Source organism: Exiguobacterium artemiae, from assembly GCF_033342815.1.
GTDB lineage: Bacteria > Bacillota > Bacilli > Exiguobacteriales > Exiguobacteriaceae > Exiguobacterium_A > Exiguobacterium_A artemiae_A.
The window spans coordinates 1-18,118 of record NZ_JAWPEN010000007.1; the positions used below are offsets into that span (position 1 = coordinate 1).

Annotated in this window: 19 protein-coding genes and 1 riboswitch; of the genes, 10 read left to right on the forward strand and 9 right to left on the reverse strand. The window is 45.0% G+C overall.

What is annotated here, in order from left to right; genetic code table 11:
* Together R7V76_RS08320 and R7V76_RS08325 are read right to left on the reverse strand one after the other, a co-directional pair.
* Positions 1 to 352, reverse strand: a 352-nt coding sequence (locus tag R7V76_RS08320) for a helix-turn-helix domain-containing protein (protein WP_318092009.1), incomplete at its 3' end; no start/stop codon positions are given.
* Positions 353 to 510: 158 nt separating this feature from the next.
* Entirely contained in the window at positions 511 to 1,533 is a 1,023-nt protein-coding gene (locus R7V76_RS08325; RefSeq protein ID WP_041261459.1) for a PTS transporter subunit IIC, read from the reverse strand.
* A gap of 347 nt (positions 1,534 to 1,880) precedes the next feature.
* On the opposite strand from R7V76_RS08325, the gene R7V76_RS08330 reads away from it, so the two are divergent.
* Positions 1,881 to 2,615, forward strand: coding sequence for a metallophosphoesterase family protein (locus R7V76_RS08330; protein ID WP_318092010.1), 735 nt, complete (start codon positions 1,881 to 1,883; stop codon positions 2,613 to 2,615).
* A gap of 51 nt (positions 2,616 to 2,666) precedes the next feature.
* On the opposite strand, the gene R7V76_RS08335 is transcribed toward R7V76_RS08330, so the two are convergent.
* The 4 genes from R7V76_RS08335 to R7V76_RS08350 all read right to left on the reverse strand — a co-directional run bounded on the left by R7V76_RS08335 (position 2,667) and on the right by R7V76_RS08350 (position 7,085).
* Complete coding sequence (locus tag R7V76_RS08335; RefSeq protein ID WP_318092011.1) at positions 2,667 to 2,945, reverse strand: hypothetical protein; 279 nt, start codon at positions 2,943 to 2,945, stop codon at positions 2,667 to 2,669.
* 78 nt (positions 2,946 to 3,023) lie between these two features.
* Positions 3,024 to 3,584: a TetR/AcrR family transcriptional regulator gene (locus tag R7V76_RS08340; RefSeq protein WP_214767289.1), complete on the reverse strand. Its 561-nt coding sequence runs from the start codon at positions 3,582 to 3,584 to the stop codon at positions 3,024 to 3,026.
* On the reverse strand, positions 3,571 to 5,928 hold the full coding sequence (locus tag R7V76_RS08345; RefSeq protein WP_318092012.1) for a YhgE/Pip domain-containing protein: 2,358 nt from the start codon (positions 5,926 to 5,928) through the stop codon (positions 3,571 to 3,573). The genes R7V76_RS08340 and R7V76_RS08345 overlap by 14 nt, the downstream gene beginning before the upstream one ends.
* Positions 5,929 to 6,119: 191 nt before the next feature.
* A complete protein-coding gene (locus R7V76_RS08350) occupies positions 6,120 to 7,085 on the reverse strand; it encodes a quinone oxidoreductase family protein (protein ID WP_318092014.1) in 966 nt (321 codons plus the stop codon).
* A gap of 105 nt (positions 7,086 to 7,190) precedes the next feature.
* On the opposite strand from R7V76_RS08350, the gene yidD reads away from it, so the two are divergent.
* A complete protein-coding gene (gene yidD, locus R7V76_RS08355; protein ID WP_318092016.1) occupies positions 7,191 to 7,457 on the forward strand; it encodes a membrane protein insertion efficiency factor YidD in 267 nt (88 codons plus the stop codon).
* A 49-nt stretch (positions 7,458 to 7,506) separates the two neighbouring features.
* On the opposite strand, the gene R7V76_RS08360 is transcribed toward yidD, so the two are convergent.
* The gene (locus R7V76_RS08360; protein WP_318092017.1) at positions 7,507 to 7,896 is read right to left on the reverse strand and encodes a tautomerase family protein; all 390 of its coding nucleotides are present in this window, start codon (positions 7,894 to 7,896) and stop codon (positions 7,507 to 7,509) included.
* A gap of 66 nt (positions 7,897 to 7,962) precedes the next feature.
* On the reverse strand, positions 7,963 to 9,447 hold the full coding sequence (locus R7V76_RS08365) for an aldehyde dehydrogenase family protein (RefSeq protein ID WP_318092018.1): 1,485 nt from the start codon (positions 9,445 to 9,447) through the stop codon (positions 7,963 to 7,965).
* A gap of 192 nt (positions 9,448 to 9,639) precedes the next feature.
* Between R7V76_RS08365 and R7V76_RS08370 the strand changes: the two genes are divergently transcribed.
* The 6 genes from R7V76_RS08370 (at position 9,640) to R7V76_RS08395 (ending at position 14,248) form a co-directional block, all read left to right on the forward strand.
* Positions 9,640 to 10,845: a DUF2254 domain-containing protein gene (locus R7V76_RS08370; RefSeq protein WP_318092019.1), complete on the forward strand. Its 1,206-nt coding sequence runs from the start codon at positions 9,640 to 9,642 to the stop codon at positions 10,843 to 10,845.
* A 63-nt stretch (positions 10,846 to 10,908) separates the two neighbouring features.
* A complete protein-coding gene (locus R7V76_RS08375; RefSeq protein ID WP_214767302.1) occupies positions 10,909 to 11,391 on the forward strand; it encodes a DUF456 domain-containing protein in 483 nt (160 codons plus the stop codon).
* 144 nt (positions 11,392 to 11,535) lie between these two features.
* Positions 11,536 to 12,921, forward strand: coding sequence for a hemolysin family protein (locus R7V76_RS08380; RefSeq protein WP_318092021.1), 1,386 nt, complete (start codon positions 11,536 to 11,538; stop codon positions 12,919 to 12,921).
* A gap of 145 nt (positions 12,922 to 13,066) precedes the next feature.
* The gene (locus tag R7V76_RS08385; protein WP_318092023.1) at positions 13,067 to 13,507 is read left to right on the forward strand and encodes an Ohr family peroxiredoxin; all 441 of its coding nucleotides are present in this window, start codon (positions 13,067 to 13,069) and stop codon (positions 13,505 to 13,507) included.
* 28 nt (positions 13,508 to 13,535) lie between these two features.
* On the forward strand, positions 13,536 to 13,706 hold the full coding sequence (locus R7V76_RS08390; RefSeq protein WP_165871683.1) for a hypothetical protein: 171 nt from the start codon (positions 13,536 to 13,538) through the stop codon (positions 13,704 to 13,706).
* Positions 13,707 to 13,735: 29 nt separating this feature from the next.
* Positions 13,736 to 14,248, forward strand: coding sequence for a type 1 glutamine amidotransferase domain-containing protein (locus R7V76_RS08395; RefSeq protein WP_318092024.1), 513 nt, complete (start codon positions 13,736 to 13,738; stop codon positions 14,246 to 14,248).
* 54 nt (positions 14,249 to 14,302) lie between these two features.
* On the opposite strand, the gene R7V76_RS08400 is transcribed toward R7V76_RS08395, so the two are convergent.
* The gene (locus R7V76_RS08400) at positions 14,303 to 14,710 is read right to left on the reverse strand and encodes a VOC family protein (protein ID WP_012369442.1); all 408 of its coding nucleotides are present in this window, start codon (positions 14,708 to 14,710) and stop codon (positions 14,303 to 14,305) included.
* A gap of 254 nt (positions 14,711 to 14,964) precedes the next feature.
* Here R7V76_RS08400 and R7V76_RS08405 point away from each other — a divergent pair, with 254 nt between their 5' ends.
* Together R7V76_RS08405 and R7V76_RS08410 are read left to right on the forward strand one after the other, a co-directional pair.
* Complete coding sequence (locus R7V76_RS08405) at positions 14,965 to 16,407, forward strand: murein hydrolase activator EnvC family protein (protein ID WP_318092027.1); 1,443 nt, start codon at positions 14,965 to 14,967, stop codon at positions 16,405 to 16,407.
* A 210-nt stretch (positions 16,408 to 16,617) separates the two neighbouring features.
* Positions 16,618 to 17,895, forward strand: a complete 1,278-nt coding sequence (locus tag R7V76_RS08410; RefSeq protein ID WP_318092028.1) for a murein hydrolase activator EnvC family protein — start codon at positions 16,618 to 16,620, stop codon at positions 17,893 to 17,895.
* 60 nt (positions 17,896 to 17,955) lie between these two features.
* A riboswitch (TPP riboswitch) is annotated at positions 17,956 to 18,066 on the forward strand.
* Positions 18,067 to 18,118 lie beyond the last annotated feature (52 nt).

The window sequence follows — 18,118 nt, forward strand, 5'->3', positions numbered from 1 at the left end:
TGGCCTCGACGAGGCCCGTATAGATCCAGCGATAAATGGTCTTGAACGAGAGTCCTTCTTCTTGGAATAATCGTCCGGCAATCTGTTCAGGAGACCACGTCTCCCGTAACTTTTCGAGGATGCGGACTCCTTTTTCGAGCGTAAACTTCGTCCGTGCACCACACTTCCTTTTTCGCTCCACATAGCGCTGATCAGCACAGGAAGCATCATAGTAAGGGTTTCGTTTTAATTCTCGTGAAATCGTAGAAGGTTGACGCCCCAGGCGTCCAGCAATCTTTCGGACAGAGAAACCTAGCTCGAGATACGTCTCTATTTTGACTCTTTCTGATGTGGTAAGATGAACATAGCTCATAACGAATCCTCCGTTGAATGTGGTGTGGTAACTTTATTCTACACGAGGCCGTTATGGGTTTTTTTGTGTTTTCAGCTAGGTGTTGCACTTAATATTACAATTCGTCGTCTCAAAAAAAGCTGTCCCTTCATTAGATGAAGGAACAGCAAGATGAATCGTTATTGAATCTCTAACCGGAGATCACCCATTTTTGTCCAACCGGCCATCGTCGTCATGCGGTAAAAGACGAGAGTCAAGACGCCGGGAAGTACGACTCCTGTTGCGAAAAAGATCAGAAATGCGTTAAATCCTTGATTGACGAAGATGTTAAGTGGGGCAATCATGGAATTCAACCCAAGACCTGCAAGCTCATAAGGAACTTCAAGGGAAAGAACGAGTGTCGCAATCGGTGCCGAAATCATCGCGGCCAGGAACGGAGCAACGACAAGTCTCGGATTCTTAACGATGTTCGGAAACTGAACCTTTGGTGTGACGAAGAACGAAGCAATCAATCCACCGGGATCCGTTTGACGATATGCCATTAATGTAAAACCAACGAACTGTGCTGAACAGCCGATCAAAGCAGCGGCGCTCGCGACCGGGTCGAGTTGAAGGGCGATTGCGAGTGCAGCCGATGAAGCGGGAGACATCAATAAGACGCTGAAGATAAGGGCAATAACAAGTGATGTCGCGATAGGTGAAGATTCGACAGATGCGGTAACCATGGCACTGAATCGTGTGAGCAGAGGTGTTGTAACGGCAGCGGCACCAAGACCGGTGAATCCGCCGGCAAGAACAGCGCTGACCGGAATGACCATCATGTCGAACTTCGTTTTACCGGTCATCCGTTTTCCGACGAAGACGGCAACGGCAGCTGCGAGTAATGCACTGATCGGTTGTCCCGGTACGAGGACAAGCCCGGCATCCGTCGGTTGAAGGGCAGCCCCGCCGATTGTCGCGGCAATCATCGCACTGAACAAAACCAATGTATTTCCACCAAGCTGATAGGCAATTCCGGCTCCGAGTGCGGGAGCGAGTAAGACTTTGGCGACACCGCCGATTGTCAGTAACATTTCAATATGTAAGAGGTTGCCGAATGTTTCAATTAATAATCCTACCCCTAATGTCACTAACACGGCATTTGCCATACCGGCAGATACCTTTACCATTCGATCCATCGCATATTCCTTCAATTCACTCATCCTCTCTCTGTTTCTCTCTAGTTCGTTTTGCCATTAAAAAAACCTATCCGGTATCGGATAGGCGCCATCATTCCTGCGGGCGCCTCATTCGATGCATCGAAAGGAGGGCCCAAAATCAATTCCGAAAATCAACGGAAAGGTTTCAGTCCCTCGAGCATAGAATAATCAGTCGGCCAGCAATTTGTTTAACATTCATAAAAATGATTCCCCTCTCAATGAATTTTTCTAAGCCTAACATGTGTAAGATGAATAATCAATATTTTCTGACAATTTATTTTCAATGATTTTCAGACTTAAAATCAGGGGAAAGACAGGAATGGCATCAGATAAACATTGGAGGCGGTTTCATGAAATTTGCAGTCATCACAGATATTCACGGAAATGCAACGGCACTCAAAGCCGTTTTAAAAAGAGTAACGGAAGAAGGGGGAATCTCGGAAGTCTTCTGTCTCGGAGATTTGATTGGGATTGGACCACAAACGAATGAAGTCATCGAAATTGTGCGATCGACACCACACATGACGACCATCAGCGGCAATCATGACGAAAATGTCCTGGCGTTAATCCATGATCAAAAATATCCGGACAGTTACCGCCATGCGAAAAACCATCACCAATGGATTGCTGATCAGTTAACACCGGATAATCAACGTTTTTTGGAGCAACTCCCAAGAACCGTCCGAAAAACATTTTCGGAGCAGGAAGTATTGTTTACACATTATGCGTATCTGGATGAAACAAAAGCGATTGGGGAGGAACCGTTGGCGGAAGCAGTGGATGGAACCGAACAATCCCTGCCCGAGCTCTTTAAAGATGAGCAGGCAAGCCTGGTCTGTTTTGGACATCATCATCCGAGACAGTTGGTCCGGGCGAAAGGGGTAACTTACCTGAATCCAGGGGCACTCGGCTGTCAGCCGGAAGCTGTAGCGCCATTTGCGGTAGTCGAACTGAACAGCAACGGATGGAACGTGAATGTCATTGAAGTGAAGTATGATGACCGGCCATATCTTGAAGCATTTAATGCGGCACCGATGCCGGAAAAAGAATTACTGCGTAAACTTTTTCTCGGGGGAAGAACATGAAAAAACGATCCGTCTGCAAGAGTACGGATCGTTTAGTGAGAAACAATGTTTTCATAAAAAGCGACTTAAAAGAGAAAGACCTAAAGGGACGGCAATGAGTAAAATCCCGATGATTCGTTTCGTCCGGCTTCGTTTCCATTGAAAAGCGAGTGCAAGAAAAGGCGATACAAGAAATCCGACGAACAGCGTGACTAACGTCAGGATAAAAAACAGAAAGTCTGATTTGGAACTGGTACGGGTGTACGATTTCCACATATCAAAAAGCGAAATAATGACGTAGACTAGCAAAGCTAACGTAAAGAGGAAATTGGATAGTAACAGTTGAGACAAATAAAACACTCCATTCAGATACGAGTAAGAATCGATTACGCAAAAACAGCCTCTCCATTCATCGAGAGGCTGTTTTCATTATAACAATTTTAACATTGCTTGACTGATTGTTTTTAAATCAAGCGGTTTTCCAATCAGCGGCCATTCAGAAATCAAGGCAATATATGTCTTGAACAGTAAGAACGCAGTTACTTCGACCGGAACTGCCGGAGACCGTTTTTCAAGTTCCAACCGCGTCTCCAGTAAATTCTTTATATATTCGACGATATGTTGCTCGATTCGAATCCGTAGTTCCGACATCTCTTGGAGTTTCAATGTCTGGGTTTCTTGTGTGATTTGTAAGATAAATAGATGTTGCTGTTGATGATTGACAATGGCATCAATCATCGCCTGTTTATTTTCTTCGACAGAAGCTGTCGTCGTATAGGCGTTTTCTGCTTCTGCTTTCATCTCCTGCAACACCCGTGTGACGAGGGATTCAAACAAATCAAGTTTACTTTCAAACAATTGATAGACGGTTGGTTTTCCGACATGAGCCCGTTTGGCAACCCGTTCGATGGTCGTTCCTTTATATCCGAGTTCTGAAAAGCAGGACATCGCTGCATCTAAAATGAGATGTTCTTTATCAGACAGTGTCATGGCGTTTTCTCGCTTTCGTTGAGAGTAAGATTCGTTTTCCGCCTAAAGCACCAGCGAAGCTGATGACAAGTGCAGAAAACAGAATCAAACCAAGGATTTGTCCGTTTGTGATGAGTGTGTCAGTAACACCGATTCCAAGTGCCTCACGGAAACCTGTGACTGAATATGTCATCGGCAGGAAGCGGTGAATCGATTGGAAGAAGCTTGGTGTCATTTCGACCGGGAATGTTCCGCCGCTGCCGCCGATTTGCAGTAACAACAGTAAGAAGGCGCTGAATTGTCCGACCCGACCAAAGAGCATTGTTAACGTAAAGAGTAACGTAATGAAGGTCATACCTGTTAAGGCGGCAAATCCGTACAGCGCAGGCGTACTTGCGACATCGGCATCAAGTACATAGACGATAGCGACAGAAGCCGCAATCCCTTGTAGCGCACCAATCGGTAAGATGATCGATAGTTTACCGACGAGGAAACGCCATGTTAATGTCTCGCCGTGTTCAGGACGGATCTGATAAACGGAAGAGAACATCAGCGCACCGGCGAATAAAGCGATGCTGAGAATGTAAGCTGCAAGACCGGATCCGTAGTTGTTGACGGTTGAATAATCGTGTTCTTTTAAGACGACCGGCTCAGCGAGCATATTATCCCGGGCATTCGATGGTTTCACAGTCGCATCTTTTGCCCCTTTGCCGAGTTCCGTTTTCAATGTGTTGGCTCCGTCTGCAAGTTTCGAGTTACCGTCTGCGAGACGTGATGCTCCGTCTGTCAGTTGACCGGCACCAGAGGAAATGGCAACGGCACCGTCCGATAACTGTCCGAGACCTGAGGTCAATTGACTGGATGCTGTACTGGCATCGTTCGCACCGGTTGCCAGTTGTTGCGCCCCGGCTGTTAACTGGCTGCTTCCGGCAGCTGCTTTATGGACGCCGTCCGTATAAGTCGTCAGCCCTTGCGTGAGCTCACTTTGTCCTTGTTCAAGACTCTTGGCACCGTTCAGTAATTGAGCTTGTCCCTGCTCTAATCGTTTTGAACCGTCAAGTAATTTTGCCAATCCGCCATCGAGTTGTGAAACGGCAGAAGCGATACTTTGACCACCAACCGCCAGTTGATTAATCTTTTCTGTTGCGTCATTTGCTTGAGCAAGGCTTGCATCAAGAGCAGATTCTTGCTGGGATAGATTTTGAACGTTTTGTTCCATCGTTGCAATGGACTGAAGCAGAGCACCTTTTTCTTCTTCCGTTAACGTTTCGGATGAAGCAATGACGTCCTTGATGCTTGCGACATTCGCCTCAAGCGCTTCACGACGTGAACTCAACTCTTGTTTTAACGTATCCGCTGCCTCGTTGACTGCATTTAGCGAAGCATTTGCTTCTTGGGCGCGGGCGTTCAGTTGATCGAGACCGGCTGTGAACTCCGGCAGATTGTTGTCAAGCTTCGACGCACCGGCCGAAGCTGTTTCCAGCCCTTGACGGAGTTCCGTTGATCCCGCGGAAGCACTTTCAATACCTTGGCGGAGTTTTGTGGAGCCGGCTTGTAAATCGGATGATCCTTTGAGTAACTTTCCGCTGTTGTCATCGAGTTGATTCAGACCGCTCGATAATTGACCGGATTTCTCGGCCAGTGTTTGTGTTCCGCCGCTTAATGTATTCAGACCGCTCGACAGTTGGGCCGAACCGTCTGCAGCTTTTGTTAGGTTCGTTGATAAATCATTTGTGCCACTCGTTAATTTACTGAGGTTCGTCGTCAGTGTTTTGGCGCCATCTGTCGTTTTCTTCGCGCCGTCCTCCAGTTTCGCTGAACCTTCGGATGCATCTTCGAGTCCTTTGGCGATTTTTTTTAGGGATCCGAAAATCGCACTGCTGTATTGTTTCGTTACGGATTTTCGGATCTTTTCGTTCAATTGCTTAGCAGCAGCGCTGGAAATCTGCGTACCGGAATAGTTTTTCGCTGGATTCAGGTAATACTCCAACTCAATTTTTTTCGGGTGATCGTCGAGTAAAGTAGTCGCATTATGAGAAAACTTCTTCGGGATGACGACTGTCATGTAAATATCACCGGCACGAAGCTTTTTAGCTGCATCTTTTCGTGATAAGTACTGCCAGTCAAAGTCATCATTTTTTTTCAGTTTTTTGATAAACTGATCTCCGATGTCAATTTTTTCTCCTTCAAACTTCGTCGCCTTGTCTTCATTGACGACTGCGACCTTGATGTTTTCTGTCTTACCATAGGGATCCCAGAAAGCAGATAAAAAGATCGAGTTGTAAAGAAACGGGACGAGGATAAGTGCAAGAATCACGATGATCATCATCGGGTTTTTTAGTTTTTTCCATTCTGAGCGAAACATAAATCAAATCTCCTTCTTGAAACTAAAAACTAATTTAAGTTTCTGGTTTTGATGAGATTTACTTTACGCTCTTTTATGAAGGAAAGCAACTACTTAAGTCGATGAATTTCTGATAAGAAGAATTGTTTCTCTTTTGTAATCATTCCAGGCGAAAAAGGCATCCAACCAATGAAGGAAGGATGCTTTCAGACTTAAGGAATCAATAAAATTTTTCCGGTGCTCTGACGACTTTCCAAATAATCATGAGCCCGTCGTCCGTCCGAGAGGGCGAAGGTAGTCGGATGAGCGATTTGCAGTTGACCGGACTCCAACCAACTGAACAATTCTCCGGCCCGACGGATACGTTCTTCACGAGTCGTCAGGACGTTCCATAAGTCCCCGCCGGTCAATGTTTTCGAAGTATCCATTAGGAAGCGTGGATCAACGGAGACCGGATCTCCGCCGGCCATGCCGTAAAAGACGACTGTTCCGTGGGTTTTCGTCACTTCGAAACTGTCCATCAACGTCGATCCGACCGATTCGTAGACGACATCGACGCCACGTTGATCCGTCAATGTTAAGATCTGTTCGACCCAGTTATCCGAATACAAAAAGACATGTTCGGCACCGGCTTGTTTGGCGATATCCGCCTTTTCCATCGAAGACGTTAAACCGATCGGAATGGCTCCGTGTAATCGGACGATCTGTGTCAACAATTGACCGACGCCACCGGCTGCTGCGTGAACCAACACCAAATCTTTCGGCCGGATCGGATAACTGTCCCGTGTCAGGTAGTGCGCAGTCAAACCTTGTAATAGAACGGAAGCCGCTGTTTCGTACAAAACAAAATCCGGTAAAGGAATCACTTTATCGACGGGTGCGGCAACGAATTCGGCATTCGCGTTCGGGACGTCGGCAAAGGCGACCCGTTGCCCGACTTGAAGATCAGTCACAGCAGCACCGATTTGTGTGATGATTCCAGAACCCTCGTAACCGAGTAAATAAGGCGGAGTACCCTCTAAATGATAATTTCCTTTACGGCGGTAGATGTCGGCAAAGTTTAATCCGATGGCCTTCATTTCAATTAATACTTCATCCGGCTTGATTTCAGGAGTCGGATATTCTTCGTAATGCAGTACACTGGAATCTCCGAAGGTACGAAATGTGAGAGCTCGCATAGTAAATACACGTCCTTTTTAGTAGTTGTCAAAGGTAGTATAATTCACTTAAGCAGAAAATCCTTTTCATATGCGTTAGAGTAAGGGGAAAGAAGGTGACACTATATGAAACAAGTCCTGCTCGGTGGGATTCATTTTTATCAAAAAGTGATTTCACCGATGAAACCGGCGACCTGCCGATTTTATCCGACCTGCTCGCATTACGGAAAAGAAGCAATCGAGAAGCACGGTGCCGTGAAGGGCGGTTATTTGACGACCCGTCGTTTGTTACGTTGCCAACCGTTCCATCCGGGCGGACTCGACTTTGTCCCTGAGACGTTTGACTGGAGAGCACCGTTACAACGGGAAAATCCGGCAGAGCATGAAGACTGATGCAAAAAGAGACTGAATCCGTTCGACGGGTTCAGTCTCTTTTTTTATTTTATAAATCACCTGTTAAGAATTGTGCTTTCCCTAAACCGAAACTCCAGTCAGCTGCATCATTCTCGACGATTGAGACCATCAAATCAGCAGGGGAGAGTCCGCATTCAGCTTCCAACCGTTCAGCCAGTAAACGATAGAGTGCCTGCTTTTTCTCCTCTGTCCGTGTTTTACTCGTCACACTGATAACGACGACTTGATTGGAGCGTGTCAATCCGAGTCCGGTATCCTCGATGATCATTTCATTCGCTTTATGCGTATGAACGATTTGATAACGGTCCCGTTCCGGAACGTCAAAAGCTTCAAGCATCGCCTCATGAGCAGTATCAAGTAAAAGTTTCAGTTCTTCATCCGAGCGTCCTTCAATGACATCAAAACGCAGTAATGGCATAGTCATCTTCCTTTCTATCTATATGTAAAAGTACGGGAAACCCCGTACTTCATATTTAAGCTTATCTTATTCAAAGAATGGTTTGTACTGACGGCGTTCGTGCATGACAGATAACCATTGCACAGTCGAGAATTCTTCAAGGACCCATTCACCGTTGAAGCGACCGAGACCTGAGTCTTTTTCGCCGCCAAACGGCATATGCGGCTCATCGTTGACGGATTGGTCATTGATGTGAATCATGCCTGTTTCGACTTGAAGCGCAAATTCTGTTGCACGTTCAATCGAAGAACCGTGAACAGCACCGCTTAATCCGTAAGGAAGTGAGTTGGCGAGTTCAAGTGCTTCTGCATCATCTTTAAACGGAATGATGACAGCAACTGGTCCAAAGATTTCGTTTTTAGCAAGCGGCATATCGTTTGTAACGCCTGTCACGACCGTAGGAGCGATGACGTTTCCGTCTGCTTCACCGCCGACACGGACTGTTGCACCCGCTGCTTTAGTTTTTTCGATTTCTTCCATGATGCGGTCGACTTGCGATTGGTTGATCAACGGTCCGACTTGTGTGCGCCCGTTTGATGGATCACCAAATTGAAGTTCTTTGACACGCGCAACGTATTTTTCGACGAATTCATTGTGAATGGATTGAGCAACCAAAATCCGGTTCGTCGACATACAAATTTGACCTTGGTGATAGAACTTGCTGTAGACCGCTGATTCGACGGCACGATCAAGATCAGCATCGTCCAGTACAACGAATACATTGTTTCCGCCGAGTTCAAGCGCTGTCTTTTTCAAGTGTTTTCCTGCTAGTTCGCCGATGTGGCGACCGACTTCAGTAGAACCCGTGAATGAAATCAAACGTGGAACCGGATGCTCGACGATAGAGTCGCCGATTTCTGATCCGCGACCGACGATGACGTTTAAAACACCTTTTGGTAAGCCGGCTTTTTCAAAAAGACTGGCGAAAATCAAACCGCCTGAAACCGGTGTATCAGTTGCCGGTTTGACGACGACCGCGTTCCCAATAGCGATAGCTGTTGCGATTGAACGGACAGCAAGGTGGAACGGGAAGTTCCATGGGCTGATGACGCCGATGACACCAAGCGCTTTCCGGTAAATCCGGTTTTCTTTGCCCGGTACGACAGACGGACGAATTTCGCCGTGCATCCGTAATGGGAAAGTAGCAGCTTCTTTGACAATCAAGACAGAGGCAAGGAACTCGCCTTCGGCTTTAATGCGTGTACTGCCGGACTCTTTAATCAGCCAATCGACGATTGTTTCTTTTTCTTCGTACATGACTTTTAAAAACTCTTCAATCAATCCTTGGCGTTTCAGTGCAGGAACTTTTGCCCACTCTTTTTGGGCGACTTTAGCAGATTGGTAAGCATCATCCAAATCATCATTGTTAGCTGCTGAAATCTCAAACAGTGTTTCACCCGTGAAAGGATTCGTATTCGTCATATTGCTGTCACTTGCGCCTTTGCGCCACTGACCGTTAATGAAAATTTTAGTGAAATCTGTGTTGAGTGTTGATTCAGTATGCTCTGACATAGCTTTTCATCTCCAATTCGTTTTGATAACACTTAAGTTATTCACGTTATGTGAAGAAGTAAAACACAAACCGACACTTTCACAAAGTGAATTGACTCGGCGGATTTTAATAAAGATGCCTGAAGACGTTTTACTAGATGAAGAAACAGGAATTAAAAATATATCGATATATTAGAGTGGAGTGGATGGAATGTGCAAAAGCTGAAATTGGTGTACCGGGAAACGAATTGGTGGTGGCCGCTCCTTTATGGAGTAGGCGGAGCAGTGTTGACAGCGGTTGTTCTGATGGTGGATTTGTATGCAAAAGAACTGTTTCCGAATGACTGGAAAACAACACTCGGTTTGGCTCAGACCATTCACAGTGCAGTCTTTACCGGATTATTAACGATGATGACATTTACGTTCTCGACGATTTTAGTCGTCCTGACAACCTATTCCTCACAATTTTCTCCCCGCACCTTACCGAATTTTATTGAAAATCGACAAGTTCAACATATTTTCGGGATTTTTATCGGAACTGTCACGTATTCGATTACGATGTTGTTCTTCATGCGACCGTCATTGAAAGACAGTGTCGTCGCTTCTGCCGTCGCCGTCATCGTTGTGTTGATTGCGGTCATTGCCTTTGTCGCATTCGTGCATATCGTCAGTCAATCGATTCGGGTCACGACGTTACTCGATCGTTTACATGAAGAAGGCTGTACGCTGATTGACGAGCATGTGGAAGCAGTCGACGGAGGTCAGTATCAATTGGTGCTGGAAAACCGGTCGACGTATTCATTCGGACTTACCGCTCCGCAAACCGGTTATTTACAGGCGATCGATTATGAATTGCTGATGAAGTCAGGTGAGCGCGTCGCAATTGAGGTGACAATCGGGAGTTATGTCACGCAAGGACAACGGATCGGCAGTGCCGAAAAAGAACATGTGGAACAAGGAATTCTTGTCGGCCCAACGCGTTCGGCAGAACAAGATTTTGCGTTTGTGATTCAAAAGCTGTCTGAGGTGGCACTTCGGGCGATTTCACCCGGTATCAATGATCCGAATACAGCACGCCATGCGATGCGGCAAATCGGTGATTTATTCAGACGGTACACCATGCTTCCGGACGGCGATCTCCTGATCAACGGCGAAGGGTCGGTGACAGTCAAGCGGCTCGCATTTTCTGAACTGTTGTACTTGACGTTTTATCAACTGCGGCATTACGGCGAAGAGGATATTTCAGTCCTTTCGACGATGCTTGAGTCACTTGAAATCATGAAACGGAATGCTTTACCGGAACACAGAGCGAGCATTGACCGGTTCATTCCATTTGTCTGCTCGGAGGTCGACTGGTCGGCGTTAAACGACTGGGACCGTCAACATTTGGAACAGGCTCAAAAAAGAGCACTTTCATGAAACCAGTCGCAACTTTTTAACGTAATCAAGAGAAGAAAGAACAGCAGAAAGTAGGAGATTGGCATGACTATCATATTATGGAGTTTGATTGCAGTCTGTTTTTTGGCTGCATTCGCAGGACTTGTCTATCCTGTCATTCCAAGTGCACCGTTACTCATCATTGGATTTTTGATTTATGGATTTGGATTCGGTTTTACCGAGTTGACCGTCAGTTTCTGGGTCATTCAAGCTATCTTCGTTATCCTGTTATTTACGTTGGATTATTTGGTCAGCTCTTATACCGTTGATCGACGCGGTGGTTCACAAGCTGCAAAAATCGCGACGACGGTCGGCTTGATTGCCGGTCCCTTTATCCTGCCGGGAATTGGATTGTTGATTTTCCCGTTCGTCTTTGCGATTTTAACGGAAAAAATCATCAGCAAGAAAACATGGAAGGATTCTGTTTCAATCGGAATCGGGACTGTGTTGGGCATTCTGTCGAGTGCCTTATTAAAAGGGATCGCCATGCTGTTAATGATTGTCGTATTCATCCTGTATGTCGTGTAAGGAAAAAGAAAGATTATCTGCAAGTACACATTTTCCAAGAGTTCCGTTATAGTATGAATATGAAAAAGTAGAGAAGCTTGTTCATTAAAAACAAGCTTCTTTTTGGTGGAGAAGACCGATGAGAAACTGATCGGCTTAATTTAAATGGAGGTGAATCCCCTTAGTTTGGGGAAACGATTGGACAGTACACACGCAGTGGAGACATTCGATACAACAACGATTATCATTCGGCTTTTGATTATTGCACTATTAATTGTGCTGACCGCTTTTTTTGTCGCAGCAGAATTTTCAGTTGTCAAAATGAGAATGTCCCGAATCGATCAATTGATTACAGAAGGCAGTAAAACCGCGAAGACGGCGAAAAAATTATTAGACAACCTGGATTATTATTTATCCGCCTGTCAGCTCGGGATTACCGTGACGGCCCTTGGACTGGGTTGGTTAGGCGAATCGACGGTCGGTGCGATTCTCGCGATGGTATTCAAGGAGATTGCACTTCCGGAATCCGTCTCGACGGTCGTTTCCTTTACGTTAGCCTTTTCCGTCGTGACATTTTTACACGTCGTCCTCGGAGAACTGGCACCGAAGTCACTGGCGATTCAAAAAACGGAAGCCATTACGATGTTGCTTGCTCCGCCGCTTTATTGGTTCGGGAAAGTCATGAAACCCGTCATTTGGCTGCTCAACGGTTCAGCACGGGTCTTCTTGCGCTTGTTTGGAGTCGAGCCGGTTGGTCATGAAGATGCCCACTCGGAAGAAGAAATCAAAATCATCATGACACAAAGCTACAAAAGCGGTGAAATCAATCAAACTGAGTTGTCGTATATGCAAAACATCTTTTCGTTTGATGAACGGATCGCGAAAGATATCATGTTGCCGCGGACGGATCTGATTACGATCTCAAACGATGCGTCGATGGAGGATATCATCGCCCTTGTCGAAGAGTACCAGTTCACCCGGTATCCGGTTGCAGAAGAAGGTGACAAAGATAAAATCTTAGGTTTTATCAATGCGAAGCAATTGTTTACGGATCATATGGCGAACAAAGGGAATGCCTTGAGTTACTATGTGCACAACCTTCCAATTGTCTCGGAATACTCTCCTTTGCAGGATGCGATGCTGAAGATGCAGGTCGAACGTACACCGATGGCGCTTGTCATCGATGAGTATGGTGGAACAGCCGGCGTCATCACGATGGAAGATATCCTGGAGGAAATCGTCGGTGAAATTCGCGATGAGTTTGATAAAGATGAAAAAGCGGACATCGAACAGATTCACGAGCGCTTGTATCGGATTTCAGGTCGTGTCTTGATTGACGACTTGAACGAACGGTTTAATCTCGGAATTGAAGAAGAAGACATTGATACAATTGGTGGCTGGGTCATGGCACAGGATACGGAAGTATCGAGCGGTCAGGAATTCCGTTATAAAAACCATACGGTCAAAGTCATGGAAGTCGACAATCATCAAGTTAAATCGATTTATTTGCAGTTACCGGAAAAAGAACCGGTGACGGAAGAAATCGTTTGAATGTAAGACGGAAGACTACACTTCGGTGTGGTCTTTTTTTGTTAGAAAGAACACGTTTCATTGTTTATTCTTCTCAAGACAGTGGTAATACAGTTTATGTGGCCGAAACAAGCTACTAAAATTAGCGATAAAGGGGTTCTTATTCATGACGAAAACAATTCTTACTTCACGTGCAACTGCAGTAGGGGGACGAGATGGAAAGGTCGCCTCTGACGATAACGTAATTAATTTAGATCTTGTCATGCCGGGTACGAAAGGCAAAGAAGATATTCCTACTTCAAATCCAGAACAATTATTCGCAGCAGGATACGCTGCATGCTTTGATGGGGCATTCAACCTGATGGCCCGCCAAGATAAAAAACGAGTCGAGACACGGACGAATTCTGAAGTCAGCTTACTGGAAGATGAGGAAGCGGGCGGCGTCAAAATCGCAGCTAAACTTGTCGTCGAAGTAGTTGGTGTAACAGAAGAAGAAGCACAAGATTTACTTGAGAAAACACATCAATTCTGCCCATATTCAAAAGCAACACGCGGCAACATCGATGTTGATTTGTCGGTTAAAGTAGTCGAATCCTTAGATAACTGATTTTGTCTTGAAAAGGGAGGAAAGTAACATGTCTCCAAAAGAAACGGATCGACCAAACGAAAAGTTTGAAGATGAACGAAAACGTTTAACGGATAAGGAACTTGAGCTTTCGCCCGAACAGCAAAAAGAAGTTTTAAAAGGAAAAGATCAGATGCCGGATGATCCGGTGTCACCAAGAGATCGAGGACTTGATAAGTAACGGAAATTTTTATTTGGGGGATGAATAAAATGGGGAAAAAAGTAGCAGTCGTACTTGCAGATCATTTTGAAGATGTCGAGTTTACCGGACCTGTTGATGCGTTAAAAGAAGCGGGCCATGAAGTAACGATCATCGGAACAGAAAAAGGTGCAGAACTTGTCGGGAAACAAGAGGAAGCAAAAGTGACAGTCGATGTAACGATTGATGAAACATCTTCTTCAGACTTTGACGCACTACTGATTCCAGGTGGTTTCTCGCCGGACTTACTCCGTGAAGACGATCGTTTCGTCACATTTACGGAAGAGTTTGATACATCTAAAAAACCGATTTTCTCAATCTGTCACGGTCCACAATTGATGATCAATGCGAAGATTGTCAAGGGACGCAAAATGACAGGATATAAATCAATTCGAATTGATTTAGAAAATGCGGGCGTGACGTATGAAGACAATGAAGTAGTCGTCGATGACAACTTCGTGTCAAGCCGTCAGCCGGATGATATCCCGGCATTTAATCGCGAAATGCTAGCTAAATTAGGATGACTGTTTAAAGTGAAAATGAGCGTCCGCTGAATTCAATCAGCGGACGCTCATTTTTTAGTTTTCCGGATAATCACAAAGTTCCGTGATGACCCCATGCGAATGACGGGGATCCATATAAATTAATCGGCGGCCGAGCGGGGTTTGACGGTAGGTGTCCTCTAAAAATGTAATTCCCCGTTGTTTTGCTTCCAAAATGGCTTGGTCCAAATCATCAACACGATAGGCAATATGATGAACGCCTTTTCCCCGTTGTTTTAAAAATCGGGCAATCGGACTCTCCGGACTTGTCGGAGTCAACAATTCAATATGCGCATCTTCAAATTCAATGACAGCAATATTAGACGCAACCCCCGGTGTCGGATTGCTGTACTCACGAATTAACGTTCCTCCTAAAACAGTCGTATAAAACGTAATCGCTTCCTGCATATCCCGAACAGCGATGCCGGTATGATCTAAATACATAACAGTTCCTCCTTTACTTCGATAGTCATAGTGTGTCAAACTCTTTTCCAACACGCAATGGAGAAGATCCGGTTGGAGTGTCTGGATAGAGTGAAAAGAGAACTTATCCAAAATGACATCTCACTGAAATATAATACAAGGAAAATGAATGCTATAATCAAAAACGTTCTTATAATTTTTAAAAAGTATTATTAAATTTAAATATCATCATTCGATTACTTATATAAACTACACAGAAAAAGAGGGAATACTACATGAAAAAAACGTTCGCGTCGCTCATCGTTTCGGCACTTATTCTTTCATCGACTCCTCACTTCGTAGCAGCAGATGACTTAAGTGAACAAAAAGCTAAAAACGAACAGAAGCAACAAGAAAATGCCAAAACGCAAAAAAACTTAGAATCGTCCGTTAATCAAGAAGGACAAAAAATTTCCAAGACTCAACAGGAAGTTAACCGCTTGGACGAAGCGTTAAACGAAAAAATGTTTGCAGTAGAAACAAAAGACCGTCAGATCAAAGCAACTGAAGCAGAAATCGTTGAACTTGGAAAGCAGATCGAAAAGTATAAAGCGAAATTAAAACGCCAAGAAAAACTGCTTGGTGACCGTCTTCGTGTCATGCAAGAAAATGATGGAAACTCCATTAAATGGGAAGAAGTCATTTTTGGATCAAAAGATGTCGGGGATCTGGTCAGCCGCGTCTTAGCGGGGAAATCAATCTCACAACAAGATGATAAAATGATTACCGATTATCAAAATACACAAAAAAAATTAGCAGCTGCTCAACAAGAATTAAAAGATAAAAAAGCAAAACTTGTGACGGAGAAACAAGAGTTGAAACGTCAACAAGCGGAACTTGAGCAACAGCTCAAAGAACGTAACAAACGCTTAAAAGAACTCCGGAAACAGAAAAAGAAATTTGAAACTCAGTTGATGGATGCAAAAGAAGTACAACAAATTTTGATCGCGCAAGAACAAGCAATTGCAGCTGAAAAAGCAGCCCGCGAACGTGAAGCACGAATCGAAAAAGAGCGTCAAGCACAAGCGGCACGTGAAGCGAAAGCACGTGCAGAAGCACAGGCAGCACAAGCGGCAGCGGCTCAAAAAGCAGCGGCTGAACAACAGGCAGCAGAAGCAGCCGCTGCTAAAGCGGCAGCCAAAGCGGAACAAAAATCGTCAGCACCTGCTACGTCGACGAAACAATCTACGCCATCTGTGACTGTACCGAAAGCAGCACCGGCACCAACACCGGAACCGGCAGCACCAACACCTGCTCCATCATCTTCTTCTATGTTTATTCACCCGACAAGTGGATCAATCACACAAGGATATGGTTCAGCAAGCGGTTCGAACGGTTACTCTTTCCACAATGGAATTGATTTCGGAGCGCCGGTCGGTACGCCGATTGTTGCAGCAGCAACAGGAACGGTTATCACTGCATCAAGTGGTGGTCCGTACGGTAATCATGTCATGATTGCACACCAATTAAATGGAAAAACATATACAACGGTTTACGCGCATATGAGTTCATTAAATGCACATGCTGGACAACGTGTCAGTCAAGGACAACAAATCGGTGCCCTTGGCAGCACAGGGAATTCAACAGGCCCGCACTTACACTTTGAAATTCATGTAGGTGGTTACAGCTACAGTGCTTCAGGACCGGCGAATTCTGTAAATCCAATGTCGATGTTATAATTACGGAAAAAGCGATTGCTATGGCAATCGCTTTTTTTTTGTGTGTCTTGATCAAAATGAAAAATGTTATATTACAAAAAAACGCTTTCACTTGAAACATAAATGAAATTTTACTGAAACTATTACGATGCTATAATCAATCTCAGGCATAAATACTTTGAATTAAATACTTTTCAAATAAGAAATCATACATAAGTGAGGAAACCAAACATGTTAAAAAAATTGTTGTCAACGGTATTGTTAGGAGTGTTGCTCGTATCAACTGCGCCGACTTCTGGTCATGCTGCAACGATTAAAGAAAAGAAATCTCAAAATGCGACAGAACAGCGTCGATTGGAAAAGGCCATTAAAAAGCAAGAAGCCAAAATATCGGCGGAACAACGCGAAATCAATAAAATTGATGCAGCGATTAATGAAAATATTTTCCGGATTTCTGAAAAAAATAAGCAGATTAAACAACTAAACCTTCAGATTGAAGATTTGGAAGCGGAAATCGTTCGCTATGAAATCATGCTTACCCGGCAAGAAGAGTTGCTCGGAGACCGGTTACGTGTCCTTCAAGAAAACGACGGTAATTCGATCAAATGGGAAGAAGTCATTTTTGGTTCAAAAGACCTGGGGGATTTATTCAGCCGTGTCATGGCCGGGAAAAAAATCGCCGAACAAGATGATAAAATGATTTCTGCCTATTTGGAAACACAGGAAAAGCTGGCGGAAATGAAAAAGAACCTGATCACTAAAAAAGAAGAGCGTGTTCAAGAAAAAAAATCATTGCTCATTCAAAAGAAACAATTAAAACAACAGATGAAAGAACGGAGCGCAACCCTGAAAAAATTACGTAAAGGGAAGACGAAGTTTACGACAAAACTGTTGAGTGCCAAAGAATTACAGGCGACTTTAGAAGCTCAAGAAAGAGCGATTGCGGCAGCAAAAGCCGCCGCGAAAGCCGCCGCGGAAAAAGCAGCGGCCGAAAAGGCAGCAGCGGAAAAAGCAGCAAAAGAGGCGGCAAAATCAATGCCTAAATCAAGTGAATCAACGGTTGTTCCAACTCCTGTCAGCAGTGGACCGACCGGATCGGCGAAGTTTGTTCGTCCGGCTTCGGGTGGTGTCTCACAAGGATTCGGACCGGCCAGTGGAGCGAACGGTTATACGTTCCATAACGGTGTCGATTTTAGCGGCCCTGTCGGATCGCCAATTCGTGCGGCGGCTTCCGGAACGGTCATTACGGCCGGAAGCGGCGGACCTTACGGGAATCACGTCATGATTTCCCATTTCCTTGACGGTCAAGTGTATACAACGGTGTACGGTCATATGAATTCGTTATCGGTTTCAGCAGGTCAAACGGTCACTCAAGGTCAAACGCTTGGTACTCTTGGCAGTACGGGTAATTCGACAGGACCGCATTTGCACTTTGAACTGCATATCGGTGGATATCAATATAGTGCGTCAGGACCTGCCAACACGGTTGATCCACTTGGATACTTGTAAAAACGGGCTTCGGCTCGTTTTTTTGATGGTGCTGTGATACAGTGAAAAAGAATTTAAATTACGAGCAACTAGGGGAGCTGGAGGAGTCCGGCTGAGAGGAAAACCATTCTGTTTTCGACCCTGTCACCTGAACTGGATAATACCAGCGTAGGAAAGTTGAGATCGAAGACATGAGTACTTAACCGGTCAACCTGGTTATTCATGGCGTCGTCTGCTTTTTTAC

Coding starts and splice junctions, on each gene's coding strand:
- R7V76_RS08325 (WP_041261459.1), bottom strand. CDS start 1,533: ATGAGTGAATTGAAGGAATATGCGATGGATCGAATGGTAAAGGTATCT.
- R7V76_RS08330 (WP_318092010.1), top strand. CDS start 1,881: ATGAAATTTGCAGTCATCACAGATATTCACGGAAATGCAACGGCACTC.
- R7V76_RS08340 (WP_214767289.1), bottom strand. CDS start 3,584: ATGACACTGTCTGATAAAGAACATCTCATTTTAGATGCAGCGATGTCC.
- R7V76_RS08345 (WP_318092012.1), bottom strand. CDS start 5,928: ATGTTTCGCTCAGAATGGAAAAAACTAAAAAACCCGATGATGATCATC.
- R7V76_RS08350 (WP_318092014.1), bottom strand. CDS start 7,085: ATGCGAGCTCTCACATTTCGTACCTTCGGAGATTCCAGTGTACTGCAT.
- yidD (WP_318092016.1), top strand. CDS start 7,191: ATGAAACAAGTCCTGCTCGGTGGGATTCATTTTTATCAAAAAGTGATT.
- R7V76_RS08360 (WP_318092017.1), bottom strand. CDS start 7,896: ATGCCATTACTGCGTTTTGATGTCATTGAAGGACGCTCGGATGAAGAA.
- R7V76_RS08365 (WP_318092018.1), bottom strand. CDS start 9,447: ATGTCAGAGCATACTGAATCAACACTCAACACAGATTTCACTAAAATT.
- R7V76_RS08375 (WP_214767302.1), top strand. CDS start 10,909: ATGACTATCATATTATGGAGTTTGATTGCAGTCTGTTTTTTGGCTGCA.
- R7V76_RS08380 (WP_318092021.1), top strand. CDS start 11,536: ATGGAGGTGAATCCCCTTAGTTTGGGGAAACGATTGGACAGTACACAC.
- R7V76_RS08385 (WP_318092023.1), top strand. CDS start 13,067: ATGACGAAAACAATTCTTACTTCACGTGCAACTGCAGTAGGGGGACGA.
- R7V76_RS08390 (WP_165871683.1), top strand. CDS start 13,536: ATGTCTCCAAAAGAAACGGATCGACCAAACGAAAAGTTTGAAGATGAA.
- R7V76_RS08395 (WP_318092024.1), top strand. CDS start 13,736: ATGGGGAAAAAAGTAGCAGTCGTACTTGCAGATCATTTTGAAGATGTC.
- R7V76_RS08400 (WP_012369442.1), bottom strand. CDS start 14,710: ATGTATTTAGATCATACCGGCATCGCTGTTCGGGATATGCAGGAAGCG.
- R7V76_RS08405 (WP_318092027.1), top strand. CDS start 14,965: ATGAAAAAAACGTTCGCGTCGCTCATCGTTTCGGCACTTATTCTTTCA.
- R7V76_RS08410 (WP_318092028.1), top strand. CDS start 16,618: ATGTTAAAAAAATTGTTGTCAACGGTATTGTTAGGAGTGTTGCTCGTA.